The sequence below is a fragment of the Rhizorhabdus dicambivorans genome (assembly GCF_002355275.1).
GTDB classification, from domain to species: Bacteria; Pseudomonadota; Alphaproteobacteria; order Sphingomonadales; family Sphingomonadaceae; genus Rhizorhabdus; species Rhizorhabdus dicambivorans.
Map to the genome: position 1 here is coordinate 822,483 of NZ_CP023449.1, position 14,204 is coordinate 836,686.

Annotated in this window: 12 protein-coding genes; 10 read left to right on the plus strand and 2 right to left on the minus strand. The window is 67.6% G+C overall.

Translation table 11 applies throughout. The features are described from left to right. Positions 1–197: 197 nt before the first annotated feature. Together CMV14_RS03970 and CMV14_RS03975 are read right to left on the minus strand one after the other, a co-directional pair. Positions 198–989 carry an enoyl-CoA hydratase/isomerase family protein gene (locus CMV14_RS03970; protein ID WP_066959556.1) on the minus strand — a complete coding sequence of 264 codons (792 nt, stop codon included), beginning with the start codon at positions 987–989 and terminating at the stop codon, positions 198–200. Between the two features lie 5 nt (positions 990–994). Beyond that, on the minus strand, positions 995–2,491 hold the full coding sequence (locus tag CMV14_RS03975; RefSeq protein ID WP_066959554.1) for an aldehyde dehydrogenase family protein: 1,497 nt from the start codon (positions 2,489–2,491) through the stop codon (positions 995–997). A gap of 108 nt (positions 2,492–2,599) precedes the next feature. On the opposite strand from CMV14_RS03975, the gene CMV14_RS03980 reads away from it, so the two are divergent. The 10 genes from CMV14_RS03980 (at position 2,600) to CMV14_RS04025 (ending at position 14,203) form a co-directional block, all read left to right on the plus strand. Next, positions 2,600–3,538 (plus strand): alpha/beta fold hydrolase, encoded by a 939-nt coding sequence (locus tag CMV14_RS03980; RefSeq protein WP_066959552.1) that lies wholly within the window; start codon positions 2,600–2,602, stop codon positions 3,536–3,538. A gap of 67 nt (positions 3,539–3,605) precedes the next feature. Continuing rightward, positions 3,606–4,835, plus strand: coding sequence for a cytochrome P450 (locus CMV14_RS03985; protein ID WP_066959550.1), 1,230 nt, complete (start codon positions 3,606–3,608; stop codon positions 4,833–4,835). Between the two features lie 19 nt (positions 4,836–4,854). Next, positions 4,855–5,055 carry a ferredoxin gene (locus tag CMV14_RS03990; protein WP_066959549.1) on the plus strand — a complete coding sequence of 67 codons (201 nt, stop codon included), beginning with the start codon at positions 4,855–4,857 and terminating at the stop codon, positions 5,053–5,055. A 20-nt stretch (positions 5,056–5,075) separates the two neighbouring features. Next, entirely contained in the window at positions 5,076–6,266 is a 1,191-nt protein-coding gene (locus CMV14_RS03995; RefSeq protein WP_066959547.1) for an epoxide hydrolase family protein, read from the plus strand. 4 nt (positions 6,267–6,270) lie between these two features. Then, positions 6,271–7,206, plus strand: coding sequence for an alpha/beta fold hydrolase (locus CMV14_RS04000; protein ID WP_066959545.1), 936 nt, complete (start codon positions 6,271–6,273; stop codon positions 7,204–7,206). After that, on the plus strand, positions 7,203–8,828 hold the full coding sequence (locus tag CMV14_RS04005; RefSeq protein ID WP_066959543.1) for a GMC family oxidoreductase: 1,626 nt from the start codon (positions 7,203–7,205) through the stop codon (positions 8,826–8,828). The genes CMV14_RS04000 and CMV14_RS04005 overlap by 4 nt, the downstream gene beginning before the upstream one ends. Positions 8,829–8,951: 123 nt before the next feature. Beyond that, positions 8,952–10,694, plus strand: coding sequence for an N-acyl-D-amino-acid deacylase family protein (locus tag CMV14_RS04010; protein WP_066959541.1), 1,743 nt, complete (start codon positions 8,952–8,954; stop codon positions 10,692–10,694). A gap of 60 nt (positions 10,695–10,754) precedes the next feature. Beyond that, positions 10,755–11,273, plus strand: coding sequence for a nuclear transport factor 2 family protein (locus CMV14_RS04015; protein WP_066959539.1), 519 nt, complete (start codon positions 10,755–10,757; stop codon positions 11,271–11,273). After that, entirely contained in the window at positions 11,270–12,388 is a 1,119-nt protein-coding gene (locus CMV14_RS04020; RefSeq protein ID WP_238147183.1) for an aldo/keto reductase, read from the plus strand. Before CMV14_RS04015 ends, CMV14_RS04020 begins: the two co-directional genes overlap by 4 nt. A gap of 51 nt (positions 12,389–12,439) precedes the next feature. Further along, complete coding sequence (locus tag CMV14_RS04025) at positions 12,440–14,203, plus strand: N-acyl-D-amino-acid deacylase family protein (RefSeq protein WP_066959537.1); 1,764 nt, start codon at positions 12,440–12,442, stop codon at positions 14,201–14,203. Position 14,204: the final 1 nt, after the last annotated feature.

Below are 14,204 nucleotides of genomic sequence, written 5' to 3' on the forward strand. Positions count from 1 at the left end.
TCTCGGGCCCGGCCTTCATCCCCCTTGGATGACGAGGCCGGCGAAAGCCGGCCTTTTGCTGTGGCGAACGCTCCGCGTGCCATGGCTCTATGGCGCCACGGCACGGAGCTTTGGGAGGCGTGTCTCAGGCGTGAACGGCACACCATGTCGATGAAGCTCGATCGCGCCAGCTGGTCCGCCCGGCGATCAGGGTCCGGCTATCGATGGAGCCAGCGGGGCTTGCGCTTCTCCAGGAAGGCGGCGACGCCCTCGGCATAATCGGGGATGGTCGTCGCCTCCTCGAAGATGCCGCGCAGCAGTTCGTCGAAGCGCGCGTCGAGGCCGTCGCGGCCGAGCGCGGAAAGCAGCAGGCGCCGGCCGACCCGCAGCGCGGAGCCGCTCTTGCCAGCCAGGACGCGCAGATAATCGCCCAGTTCGGCATCGAAGCTGGCGCGGGGCAGGGTCCTGATGGTCAGGCCGGCGCGTTCCGCTTCGGCGGCGTCGATCCATCGTCCCGAAAAGGCGAGATCGAGGAGCCTGGCTTGGCCGGCATGGTGCGCCATCAGCCAGGCGGCCAGGACGCTGACGACGCCGATGTCGATTTCGGGCAGCGCGAGCCGCAGGTCGTCGCGGGCGATCACCATGTCGCAGGCGAAGGCCAGTTCGCAGCCGCCGCCTGAGCAGATTCCATTGATCGCGGCGATGCGCGGCTTGCCGTCGGCGGCAGCCAGCACCCGCGACATGCGGAAGATCGCCTCGGCGTGGGCGCGCAGATGGGGAAGGTCATGCTCGCCCACGTCGCTGCCGGCCGCGAAGGCCCGGTCAAGCGCCGAGGCGATGACGATGATACGCACGCCTGGGTCGGCGTCGAACCGCTCCACTGCATCCGCGATCGCGCCGGCCATGCCGGTGGTGATGATGTTGAGCGGCGGCCGCCGCAGCCGGATCCAGCCGATGCCGTCTTCGGCCAGGCTCTCGATCTCCGGCTGCGGGGGCTCGCCGGTGGTCATATCGATCAGCCCGGGGTGTTGATCCAGACGGTCTTGCTCTCGGTATAGGCGTCGATCGACTGGCGGCCGAGCTCACGGCCGAGGCCCGACTGCTTATAGCCGCCGAACGGCGCGATCGGATCGATCATGAAATAGGTGTTGATCCAGACGTTGCCGGCCTTCAGGCCGCGCGCGACGCGATGCGCCCGCGCGATGTCGCGGGTCCACACGCCCGATGCCAGGCCGAAATCGGTGTCGTTGCCCTGGCGCAGAACATCCTCCTCATTGTCGAAAGGGATCACCGCGACCACCGGGCCGAATATCTCCTCTCGGGCGATGCGCATCTGGTTGTTCACGCCGGAGAATATGGTCGGCCGGACATAATAGCCGCTGCCCGTGAAGCGGTCGCCGCCCAGGCTGACCTGCGCTCCGTCGGCGCGGCCGATGTCGACATAGCCGTTCACCCGGGTGAACTGCGCCTCGGACACCAGCGGCCCCATCGTGGTCGTCTCGTCGAACGGATCGCCGACGCGGTGCTGGCCGACGGCCGCAGACAGCTTTTCCAGGAATTCGTCATGGATGCCGCGCTGCACGAACAGGCGGCTGCCGGCGACGCACACCTGGCCCGAATTGGTGCAGAAGGCGCGCATCGCCCCGGCCACCGCTAGGTCGATATCGGCATCGTCGAACACGATGTTGGGCGATTTGCCGCCCAGTTCCAGCGTCACCCGCTTCAGATCCCGCGAGGAACTGGCCAGGATATGCTTGCCCACCTCGGTCGATCCGGTGAACGCGATCTTGTTCACGCCGCGATGGTTGACCAGCGCCTCGCCGGCGACGCGGCCGAAGCCGGTCAGGATGTTGACGACGCCGTCCGGCACCCCGGCTTCCATCAGCAGCTCGCCCATCCGCAGCGCGGTCAGCGGGGTCTGCTCGGCGGGCTTCAGGACCACGGTGTTGCCGCAGGCGATGGCTGGCGCGATCTTCCACGCCGCCATCATCATCGGCCCGTTCCAGGGGATGATCTGCGCGCATACACCCACCGGCTCGCGGATCGTGTAGTTGAAGAACTGGTCCGACGAGGGATAGGTCTCGCCATAGATCTTGCTGCACCAGCCGGCGAAATATTCGAACACCGTCGACAGGCGCGACGCGAAGTTGCGCGTGACGGCGATCGGCAGGCCGTTGTCGAGCGTCTCGAGCTGGGCCATCTCCTCGACATGCTCGTCCAGCACGCGCGCGATCCGCAGCAGCAGCTTGGTCCGGTCGTGCGGGGGCATGCCGGACCAGCTGCGGCTCTCCAGCGCGCGGCGCGCGGCGGTCACGGCCTGGTCGACGTCCTCGGCGGTGGCGGCGGAAGCATGGCCGATCACCTGCTCGGTCGCGGGGTCGACCGTCTCGAACGTCTCACCCGATCGCGACTCGACCCACTTGCCGTCGATCAGCAGCTTCTTGGTACCGGAACCCAGGAAATCCGTGGTGGCGGCGGCCAGCGTGCCGCGGGTCAGGGTGGTCGTCGACATGCGCTTCTCCAGATGATGCGTTTGAATGATACGCGATCATTAATTAGTTGCACAGAGGCAAAGGCACGTCTAGCGTCATCATCGAACAGGGAGTCACGGAGAGGCCGGGTGCTCGACAGGGACGGGGAAAAGACTGCTGCGGTCGCGCTGGCCACCGCTACTGCGCCCGCGCCCGCCAGAGGGCGTGCGGCCGCGCCGGGATGGGAGTTCGCCGACGCCCCGGCGCGCAGCGTCTCGATCGACGGCGTCGAGATCAGCTATCGGCTTTGGGACAGTGCGCCGGCCGACGCGCCGACTCTGCTGTTCCTGCACGGTTTCCGCGCCCATTCGCGCTGGTGGGATCATATCCTCCCCTTCTTCCGGGACGATTATCGCGTCGCCACGATGGACTTCAGCGGCCTCGGCGACAGCGGCTGGCGCGATCGCTACACGATGCGCGGCTTCGCGCGCGAGATATTGGCGGTGATCGAGGATGCGGGCCTGGCTCCGGTGACGATCGTCGCGCACAGCTTCGGCGGGTCCCCCGCTGCCTATGCGAGCCTGCTCCAGCCCGAAGCGATCAGCCATGCGATCATCATCGACACGCGGCTGATCCTCGGCGGCGTGCCGGAGCCCGCGCAGATCGAGCTGCAGGCCTTCAACCCCGGCAAGCGCGTCTACAAGGATATGGACGAGGCGCGTAGCCGCTACCGCCTGATCCCGTCCTCGGGCGATGTCGATGCCGAGATCATCGATCATATCGCGCGGCATTCGGCGCGCCCCGCCGAGGGCGGCTGGACCTGGAAGTTCGATCCGTCCTTCGATCCGCAGCTCACCGATGATCCCGACAGGCTGGTGCCGCCCGGCGTCACCATGCCGATCGACTATATCTATGGCGATCGCAGCGGCGTGGTGACCCCCGCTTTGGCCGATCTGATGCTGTCGCAGCTGCCGAGCTGCCATGCGCCGATCGTCATCCCGCACAGCGATCATCATGTCCTGCTGGAGCAGCCCGTAGCGCTGGTCGCCGTGCTGCGCGCGTTGCTGCTGCGAGGGCCGCGGCTCTGAATCCGCATACGGCCCGCGAAATGTGCGGGCCGCGAGAAAATAGCCGACTGGAGAGTGGAGAAGGCGAATGGCCTATCAGGAACAGGTGACCGCGCAACGGCGCGAAACAATCCCGCCGCATGTCCCAGCCGACCGGGTGGTCGAACTCGACTATTTCTCTCCGCCCGGCGTGACCGAGGACCCGCACCTGGCGTGGAAGAGCCTGCACGACGGGCCGGACATCATCTACACCCCCTATTATGGCGGGCATTGGATCATGACCCGCGCCGACGACATGTTCGCGGTCATGCAGGATTACGAGACCTTCTCGAACTGGGAGTTCACGGTGCCGCCGCGCGGGCCGGACAGCCCGGTGTTGATGCCCAACCAGCTCGATCCACCGCGCCACGGGCCGATCCGCAGTGTCGTGCTGCGGCCGATGTCGCCCAAGGCGGTGGCGCCGATCGAACCCGTGATCCGCAAGATCATGGCCGATCGCATCGCCAGCATCGTGCCCAAGGGCGGCTGCGAGTTCGTCAGCGAGTTCGGCGGCAACATCCCGCCCGAGCTGTTCTTCGAGCATGCCCGCATCCCCAAGGACAAGCTGCCCGAGATGAAGCGCTACGCCGATACCGTCGCGCGCAGCGACAGCCATGAGGAGCGGGTCGCGGCACGCATCGGCGGCGCCAACTACATGATGGCGATCCTTGAAGAGCGCCGTCAGGTCGAGGACCTCGACGACGACGTGTTCAGCGTCATCATCCAGGCGGAGCGCGAAGGCCGCATCACCAAGGAGGAGAGCACGTCGATCGCGCTCAATGTCTTCTTCGGCGGGCTGGAGACGGTATCGTCGGCGCTCGCCTTCATCGTGCTGTTCCTCGCCCGCAATCCCGAACATCGCCGCCAGCTGATCGAGGACGGCTCGCTGACCCAGGATGCGACCGAGGAGTTCCTGCGCCGCTTCGGCATCCTCAATCTCGCCCGCATCGCGACCAGGCCGACCACCTTCAAGGGGGTGAGGATCGAGCAGGGCGAGCAGGTGCTGTTGCCGCTCCACCTGGCGGGGCTGGACGAGCGCAAATTCCCCAATCCGCTGGAGGTGGATTTCCAGCGCAAGCGGGCGGGCCATTTCAATTTCGGCACCGGGCCGCACCGCTGCCTCGGCTCGAACCTTGCCCGGCCGGAAATCCGCATCTTCATCGAGGAATGGCTGCGCCAGATACCGGACTTCTCGGTCGATCCCGACGACAAGCCGGTCGGCGCCTCGGGCGTCGCGATGACGATGACGCGCGTGCCGCTCGTCTGGCCGTCGCGCTGATCAGCAAGGGAGAATCGCGATGAAGGTGATTGTCGATCATGCCCGCTGCCAGGGCCACGCGCTGTGCATGCTGAAGGCCCCGCAGGTCTATGAACTCAACGACGACGGCTACAACACGATGCCGCCGACCGAGGTGCCGCCGGAGCTGGAGGAGCAGGCCCGCCACGGCGCGATGAACTGCCCCGAAGGCGCGATCCGGCTCGACAAGCGCGCCGACTGAAGAACCGAGGGGGTACCGCCATGGCCGATCCCGTCGCTGCCATCACCGCGCCGACGCCATTCCGCGTCGACGTTCCGGACGAGAAACTGGCGGAGATTCGCGACCGAGTCGCGCGCTACCGCCATTTCCCCGCTCCGGCCGATGAAGGGGACGATTGGCGGTACGGCATCAACAGCCGCTGGCTGAAGCGGCTGTGCGATCATTGGCTGAACGGGTTCGACTGGCGCGCGGCCGAAGCGGAGCTGAACCGCTATCCGCAATATCGCGTCGAGATCGAGGGGATCGGCCTCCATTATGTCGAGATACGCGGCGAGGGCGCCCGGCGCCGGCCGCTTCTCCTCCTGCATGGCTGGCCGGGCTCGCATTTCGAATTCTGGAAGATCGCCGATCGTCTCGCCTTCCCGTCGCGCCATGGCGGCTCGGCCGAGGACGCCTTCGATCTGATCATCCCGTCGCTGCCCGGCTATGGTTTCTCAGGCCCCCCGCCGCGCCCGGTGGGCATGCGGACGGCGGCGCGGCTGTTGAACCGGCTGATGGTCGAGGTGCTGGGCCATGACCGGTACATGGTCCAGGGCGGCGATTGGGGCGCGGTGGTCGCGGCCTGGCTGGGCGCCGATCATGCGGCCTCCTGCGTCGCGGTCCACGTCAATCTGATCGGCCTGCGCCCGGCGCCGGGCGACGATGGCGCCGCCACCGAGGAGGAGAGCGCCGCGATCCGCGCGATGATGGAGCGCGAGCGGCCCCATCTCGCCTATGCGGTGCAGCAGGCCACCCGGCCGCAGACGCTGGCGATCGGCCTCATGGACTCGCCGGTCGGCACCGCCGCCTGGATCCTCGACAAATTCTACTGCTGGTCGGAGCTGTCCGGCCGGTCGATCGAGGAGGTGTACACGCTCGACGAACTGCTCACCAATGTCATGATCTATCTGGTCAACGATACGATGTGCAGTTCGCTCTGGTCCTATCGCGGCATGGCGGAGGAGCGGGTGCCCTTCGGTCAGGTCTATTGCGCCAGCCCGACGGCCTTCGCCCATTATCCCTATGAGTTTGTGGGCGGTACGCCGCCGCGCAGCTGGGTGGAGCGCTACTACAATGTGGTGCGCTGGACCGAATTGGAGCGGGGCGGCCATTTCGCCGCGCTCGAACAGCCGGATTCGTTCCTGGCCGACGTCACGGCCTTCGCGCGCGACGCCTTCCCCGCCGGAGCCTGACGGCATGAAGGTGATGACGCCGCGAACCGTCAGGGCCGGCGTGCTCGATGTCGCCTATGCGGAGGCGGGCCCGGCGGACGGCTGGCCGGTCGTGCTGGTCCATGGCTTTCCCTATGACGCGCACTGCTACAGCGATGCCGCCGAACTGCTGGCGCGGGAAGGCGCGAGGGTCGTCATGCCGTGGATGCGCGGCTATGGCGCTACCCGCTTCCTGTCGGCCGATACGCCGCGCTCGGGCCAGCAGGGCGCGTTCGGCGCCGATCTGCTGGCGTTGCTTGATGCGTTGGGCATCGACAGGGCCATCCTCGGCGGCTTCGACTGGGGCGGCCGTGCGGCCTGCGTCGTCGCCGCGCTGTGGCCCGAGCGGGTCGAGGCGCTGGTTTCGGCGGCCGGCTACAATATCCTCGATCCGGCGCGCGCCGCCCTGCCGCTCGCGCCCGAGGTCGAACACCGGCTCTGGTATGTCTGGTATCTCCATTCCGAACGGGGCAGGGCGGGGCTGGCGGCGCACCGCGAGGATTTCTGCCGTCTGCTCTGGCGGCTCTGGTCGCCGCGCTGGGATTTCTCCGACGAAGACTATGCGCGCTCCGCCGCCGCCTTCGACAACCCCGATTTCGTCGATGTCGTCACCCACAGCTATCGCCATCGCCACGGTCTGGCGGCCGGCGACCCGACCTACGCCGACATCGAGCGACGCCTGGCGGCGCTGCCGCCGATCTCCGCGCCCAGTGTGGTGATCGAAAGCGGCAGCGACGGTCTGATGCCGCCCACCCATTTCATGGACCTGTCGGCGCGGTTCACCGGGGGCTGGAAACGACGGGTCCTGGTCAAGGCCGGCCACAATCCGCCGCAGGAGGACCCGCGCGCCTTTGCTGACGCGGTGCTGGCCGCCCGGGCTCTTGCCGCCGAGCGGCGCGCATTATCGGAGGGGAAGAGATGATCGAAGCCGACTATGTCATCATCGGCGGAGGCAGCGCCGGTTGCGTGCTGGCGAACCGCCTGTCCGAAGATCCGAACAACCAGGTGGTGCTGCTGGAGGCCGGCGGCGACGGCAAGGGCTTCTGGGTCGATATGCCGGTCGGCTCGGTCAAGCTGGTCGGCGACGAGCGGACCGACTGGATCCACAAGAGCGAGCCGGACCCGACGATCAACGGGCGCGAGATCATCTGGAACGCCGGCAAGATGCTGGGCGGCGGCGGCGGGGTGAACGGCCTCGTCTATATCCGGGGCCAGCGCGGCGACTATGACCTGTGGGAGAAGCTCGGCTGCGAAGGCTGGGGATTTCGCGACGTGCTGCCCTATTTCATGCGCGGCGAACGCTGGGAAGGCGATGGCGATTTCCAGTCGCACGGCCGCACCGGTACCCTGGCCGTCACGCATCAGCGCACCCGTGGGCCCGTCCTGTCCGCCTTCTTCGAGTCTGCGAAGAATGCGGGCTTCCGCTATATCGAGGACCCGGCGGCGGGCGATATCGACGGCGTCTTCCACACCCTGACCAATCAGGAGGACGGCCGCCGCTGCAGTCCGGCACGTGCCTTCCTGGAGCCGGTCCGCAAGCGTCCGAACCTCCGGGTGATGACGCATGTGCTGGTCGATCGCGTGCTGTTCGAGGGACGCGTGGCCACCGGCGTGGCGGCGCGGGCCCGCGATGGCCGGCCGCTGATCGTCAAGGCGCGCCGCGAGGTGATCGTCAGCGGCGGGGCCACCCAGTCGCCGGCCATATTGATGCGGTCCGGCATCGGCCCGGCCGCCCATCTGCGCGAACATGGCATCAAGGTCGTCGCCGATCGCGCCGGGGTCGGCCAGAACCTGATGGAGCATCCCGGCATCGGCCTGCGCTGGCTGATCGACCTGCCTTCGTTCAATTCGCAGCTGCGCTCGCGCTGGCGGCAGGGCCTGGCCTTCCTGCGCTATCTGGCGAAGCGGGACGGCCTCATGGCGCTGTCGATGACCCAGGCGATCGCCGGGGCTAAGACCCAGCCCGATCTCGCCGAGCCCGATATCCTGCTGTTCTTCTCCAGCTGGGTCTTCGATCCGACCAAGCCGCCGCTGCGCCCCGGCAAGGCGGCGGTATTCCCCCTGCTCAAGGACCCGGCGGCGGGAATGCACAGCTTCGTCAACCGGCCCCACAGCCGGGGTGAAATCCGCCTGCGGAGCGCCGCTCCCCAGGATTCTCCGGTCATTCATCCCAACCTGCTCGGCGACGAACGCGACGTCGAGACGCTGGTGCGCGCCGGCAAGGCGATCGAGCGGATCTTCGCCGCGCCGGGCCTGGCCGAACATGTCGTCGGCCGTTTGAGCCCGGTGCTCGGTAGCGACGACGAGTGGCGCGATTTCGTCCGTTCGACCGCCGGCATCGGCTGGCATGCCAGCGGCACCTGCCGGATGGGCGGCGATGCGGATTCGGTGCTCGATCCCCGCCTCAGGGTGCGCGGCGTCGACCGGCTGCGCGTCGTGGACGCGTCGGTGATGCCCACGCTCACCAGTGCTAATACAAATGCTCCAACGATGATGATCGGCGAACGCGCCTCGGCGATGATCCTCGAGGATGCGCACGCCTGATCGTCACCGGGCCGTAAGGAAATGGCAGGAAATATAATGGCTTCTGTGGCCATCATTCCCCGCCCGTGCTGCGTTGACGATCTAAAATAATTGTTTTAGTATCGCGCAAACTGGAGAGTCGTGATGTCACAGCAATCTTCGCCCGACCTGGTGATCCGCAACGGACTGGTGGCCGATGGTCTCGGTTCGCCGCTCCGACGCGCCGATATCGCCATCAGCGACGGCCGCATCGTCGAGGTGGGCGAGGTCAGGGCGCAGGGCGCCGAGGAGATCGACGCCGAGGGTGCCCTGGTGACGCCGGGCTTTGTCGACGTCCACACCCATTATGACGGCCAGGCCGTCTGGTCGCAGCGTTTCTCCCCCTCCTCGGCCCATGGCGTAACGACGGTGGTGATGGGCAATTGCGGCGTCGGCTTCGCGCCCTGCCGTCCCGAGGACCATGAGGTGCTGGTCAGCGTCATGGAGGGCGTGGAGGACGTGCCCGAGGTCGTCATGACCAAGGGGCTCGACTGGAGCTGGGAGACCTTCCCGCAGTTCCTCGACACGCTGGAGCAGCGTCCGCACGATATCGATTTTGGCGTCTACCTGCCGCACTCACCGCTGCGCGTCTATGTGATGGGCGATCGCGGCGTCCGCCGGGAGGAGGCTCAGCCGGCCGATCTGGAGCGGATGCGCGACATCACGCGGGAGGCGATGCGCGCCGGCGCGCTCGGCTTCGCCACGTCCAGCGTGCCGGCGCACCGCACCGGCAAGGGCGAGTTCATCCCCTCCTTCCAGAGCGCCGAGAGCGAATATCTGGCGATCGCCGAGGCGATGACCGACACCGGGCGGGGCGTGTTCCAGATGGTGCTCGACCAGCGCCACCCCGCCGACGCGGATCGCTTCGTGCCGATGCTGGAGCGGCTCAGCGAGAAGACCGGTCGGATTGTCACCTTCTCGATGACCCAGATGATGGACGGCCCGCCGAAGGCCTATCGCGACGTGCTGAAGGCGGTGAGTGAGGCCAACCGCAAGCCGGGCGTGGAGATCCGCCCGCAGGTGTTCCCGCGCCCGATGGGCATGTTGCTCGGCATCGATCTGACCCTGAACCCGTTCAGCCTGTGCCCCAGCTACGAGCCGCTGCTGGCGCTGTCGGTGCCCGAGCGGGTCGCCGCGCTGCGCGATCCCGCCTTGCGCGCCCGGCTGCTGGTGGAGCAGCCCGCGGACCCGAAGAATCCGCTGTTCGTCATCGCCCGGGACTGGAAGCGGCTCTATCCGTTCCGCACCCCGGCCGACTATGAGCCGCCCAGGAGCAGCAGCATCGCAGCCCTCGCCGAACAGACCGGCGTGTCGCCGGAAAACATCGCCTATGATCTGCTGCTGGAGAATGACGGCGCGGGAATGATCCTCGCCGCCATCACCAACTATGCCGAAGCGACGCTGGACGCGGTGTTCGAGATGATCACCCATGAGGACACCGTCGTCGCCCTCGGCGACGGTGGGGCCCATTATGGGCTGATCTGCGACGCCAGCTTCCCCACCTTCATGCTCACCCACTGGGCGCGCGACCGCGACAGCCAGAAGATCGAGCTGAGCGACGCCGTCGAGGCGCTGACCTCGCGCCCCGCCCGTCTGGTCGGGCTGGACGATCGCGGCGTGATCGCGCCCGGCTACAAGGCGGATATCAACATCATCGATCTCGACCGGCTGGAACTGAAGATGCCGCATATCGAACGCGATCTGCCGGGTGGCGGGCGCCGCCTGAACCAGGGCGCGATCGGCTACCGGGCGACGCTGGTGTCGGGCAAGGTCATCCAGCGTGATGGCGTGCCGACCAGCGAACTGCCCGGCCGGCTGATCCGCGGGCCGCAGCCGCTCGCGGCCTGAACGGCACGAGGCACCATGGCGGCGCGGCTTATCCGGCCTGCGCCATGCAGGATATATGCGATGGATGAAGCGCTGAGCGACTTGCTCGACGAGCACCGGATCCGGCGCTTGATCCTGATCTGGCTGGACGGGATCGACACTCGCGATCCGGCGAAGATCCGCGCCGCCTGGGCCGAAGAGATGGAGACCGAGTTCATCGGCTTTCCGGACATGGGCGGTGGGCCGATCGCGCCCGGCCGTCACCGCACCGCCGATCGCGCCGAAGGGCTGATCCGCATGATTGGCCAGTTCAGCATGACCCAGCATGTCAGCACCAACCATCTGGTGACGATCGAGGGCGATCGGGCGACCTGCAGCGCCTATGTGCTGGCGACGCATCATATGGAGGTCGCCGGGCGCGAGCCTTGGTCGGTGATCGGTGCCCGCTATGATATCGAGGCGGCCCGGCTTGCCGTCGGCTGGCGGCTGACCCGGCTCAAATGGACCCGGCTCTGGACATCGGGCAACGACGCGCTGTGGGCGGAGGCCGGCAGGCGCATGGCCGCCGAGGCCGCCGCGCCGGCCTTGGTGGCGCGATGAGCGGCGGCACCGCCCCGATGCGCTATGCGCTGCTCGGCGACACCGGCCTGTTCGTGTCGCGCCTGTCGCTCGGCGCGCTGACCTTCGGCGCGCAGGATGGCGACGGGCTCTACCAGATGATCGGAAATCTCGATCAGCCGACGGTGAATCGGCTGGTCGGCCATGCGCTGGAGCGGGGCGTCAATCTGATCGACACCGCCAATGTCTACGCCGATGGCCGGTCGGAGGTCGCGGTCGGCCAGGCGCTGAAAGATCTGGGGGTCCGCCGCTCGGACGTGATCGTCGCCACCAAATTTTTCAGCCGCACTGGACCCGGGCCCAATGATATCGGGGCCAGCCGCGCGCATATCATGGCGTCGGTGGAGGCCAGCCTGAAGCGGCTCGGCACCGATCATGTCGATCTCTATCAGATGCATGGGCAGGACCCTATCACCCCGGAGGAGGAGACGCTCCGCGCGCTCGACGATCTCGTCGCGCAAGGCAAGGTCCGCTATGTCGGCTGTTCCAACTGGCAGGCCTGGAAGCTGATGAAGGCGCTGGCCCTGTCGGATCGGCGCGGGCTCACCCGTTTCCAGTCACTCCAGGCCTATTACTCGATCGCGGGGCGCGATCTGGAGCGGGAGATCGCGCCGCTGCTGCAGGATCAGCGGGTCGGGCTGATGGTCTGGGGCGCTCTCGCCTGGGGCCTGCTCTCGGGCAAGTACCGGCGCGATGGAGAAGGTGGCGGCGCGGGAGAGGGCCGTCGTGCCCAGCTCGACTATCCGCCGGTCGATCGCGAGCGCGCCTGGGCCTGCGTCGATGCGATGCGGGAGATCGGCGACGCCCATGGCGTATCGGTGGCGCGGGTCGCGATCGCCTGGCTGCTGAGCAGGCCCTGTGTCAGCACCATCGTCATCGGCGCGCGCAACCTCGATCAGCTCGACGACAATCTGGCGGCGCTGGAGCTGGAGCTGGGCCCGGAGGAACTGGCCCGGCTCGATGCGGTCAGCGCGCTGCCGCCCGAATATCCCGGCTGGGCGGTCGAACTGATGAACAAGACCCGCCTGCCCCAGCCGGGGCAGGGCCCCGGCGGCTTGGGCGATCGGCTGCGGCAGTCCGCCGCCGAGAATGGCTGAGGCCGCCATGCCGCCATCATCTTACATCCCATTTTTCGAACTGGAGGCTTCATGCTGGATTTGCTGATCAAGGGCGGGACGCTGATCGACGGCACCGGCGCGCCCGCGCGCGTCGCCGATGTCGGCATCCGGGGTGACGAGATCGTCGAGATCGGCACGATCGACGCGCCCGCCCGCCGGGTGATCGATGCGCGCGGTCTGTTGGTGACGCCGGGCTGGGTGGACATCCACACCCATTATGACGGCCAGGTCACCTGGGATTCGCAGCTCGCCCCGTCCTTCTGGCATGGCGTCACGACGATCGTGATGGGCAATTGCGGCGTCGGCTTCGCGCCCGTCCACAAGGACAAGCGCGAATGGCTGATCGGGGTGATGGAGGGGGTGGAGGACATCCCCGGCGCCGCCCTGTCCGAAGGCATACAGTGGGAGTGGGAGAGCTTCCCCGAATATCTCGATGCGCTCGACCGCCGGCCCTACGCGCTCAACATCGCCGCGCAGATTCCGCACGCGGCACTGCGTGCCTATGTGATGGGTGAGCGCGGCGCCGAGAATGAGGAAGCGACCGGCGAGGAGATCGCCCGCATGGCGGAAGCCGTGCGTGAGGGGATGGAGGCCGGCGCCTTCGGTTTCTCGACCACCCGTTCGATCATGCACCGCGCGATCGACGGTGCCCGCGTGCCGGGCGCGACGGCGGGGCTGCCCGAGCTGGAGGCGATCGCCCGCGCGGTCGGCGACAGCGGGCGCGGCATCTTCGAAGTGGCGCCCAACGGCCTCAGCGGTGACGATCTGCTCGCCCCGCAGCAGGAAATCGCCTGGATGAAGGATATCTCGCAGCGGATCGGCATCCCGGTGACCTTCCTCTGCCTGCAGGTGTCCAGCGCGCCCGATCTGTGGCGGGATCTGCTCGCCGAATGCCGTTCGGCGCGTGCCGACGGCGCCGATGTAACGCCCCAGGTCTATTCGCGGGCTGTCGGCGCGATCCTGACCCTGGAGAACAAGATCAACCCCTTCTTCGAGTCGCCGACGATGCGCAGCCTCGATCATCTGCCCTTCGCGGAGCGGGTCGCGCGCCTGAAGGCCGATCCGGACCTGCGCGCGAAGATCGTGGAGGAGGGCGCGCAGGGCCAGACCCGCAAGGGCGATCATTACAAGAAGCTGTTCGGCGACGCCTGGAAGGACATGTACCCCGTCACCACGCCGATCGACTATGAGCCCGATCCCGCCAACTCGATTTCCGCCATTGCGCAGCGCGAAGGCCGCGATCCGCGTGCCGTGGCGCTCGATGCGCTGCTGGAGGATGGCGGCCGGGGCGCGATCCTCCACCAGATGGCCGGCTACAATTACGGCGATCTCGAAGCCCAGCGCGAGATGCTCAGCGATCCGGACACGGTGCTGGGCGGCGGCGACGGCGGAGCCCATGTGGCGGTGATCTGCGACGCGGGCGTGCCCACCTTCATGCTCACCCATTGGGCGCGCGACCGGACGCGTGGAGCCCGGCTGCCGCTGGAGACGGTCGTGAAGAAGCAGACCTCGGACACGGCGCGCACCTACGGCCTCACCGGCCGGGGACAGGTCAGCGTCGGCTACAAGGCCGACATCAATGTGATCGACTTCGACAGGCTCGGCTTCCTCCAGCCGCATCTGACCAGCGACCTGCCGACCGGCGCGCCGCGCCTGATGCAGAAGACCACGGGCTATGTCGCCACCATCGTCAACGGTGTGGTGATCCAGGAGAATGGCGAGGACAGCGGCGCCCGGCCGGGCGGCCTGCTGCGCAGCGCTCCGGTCCGCCGGCAAGCCCCGGTCGCCGCCTGAG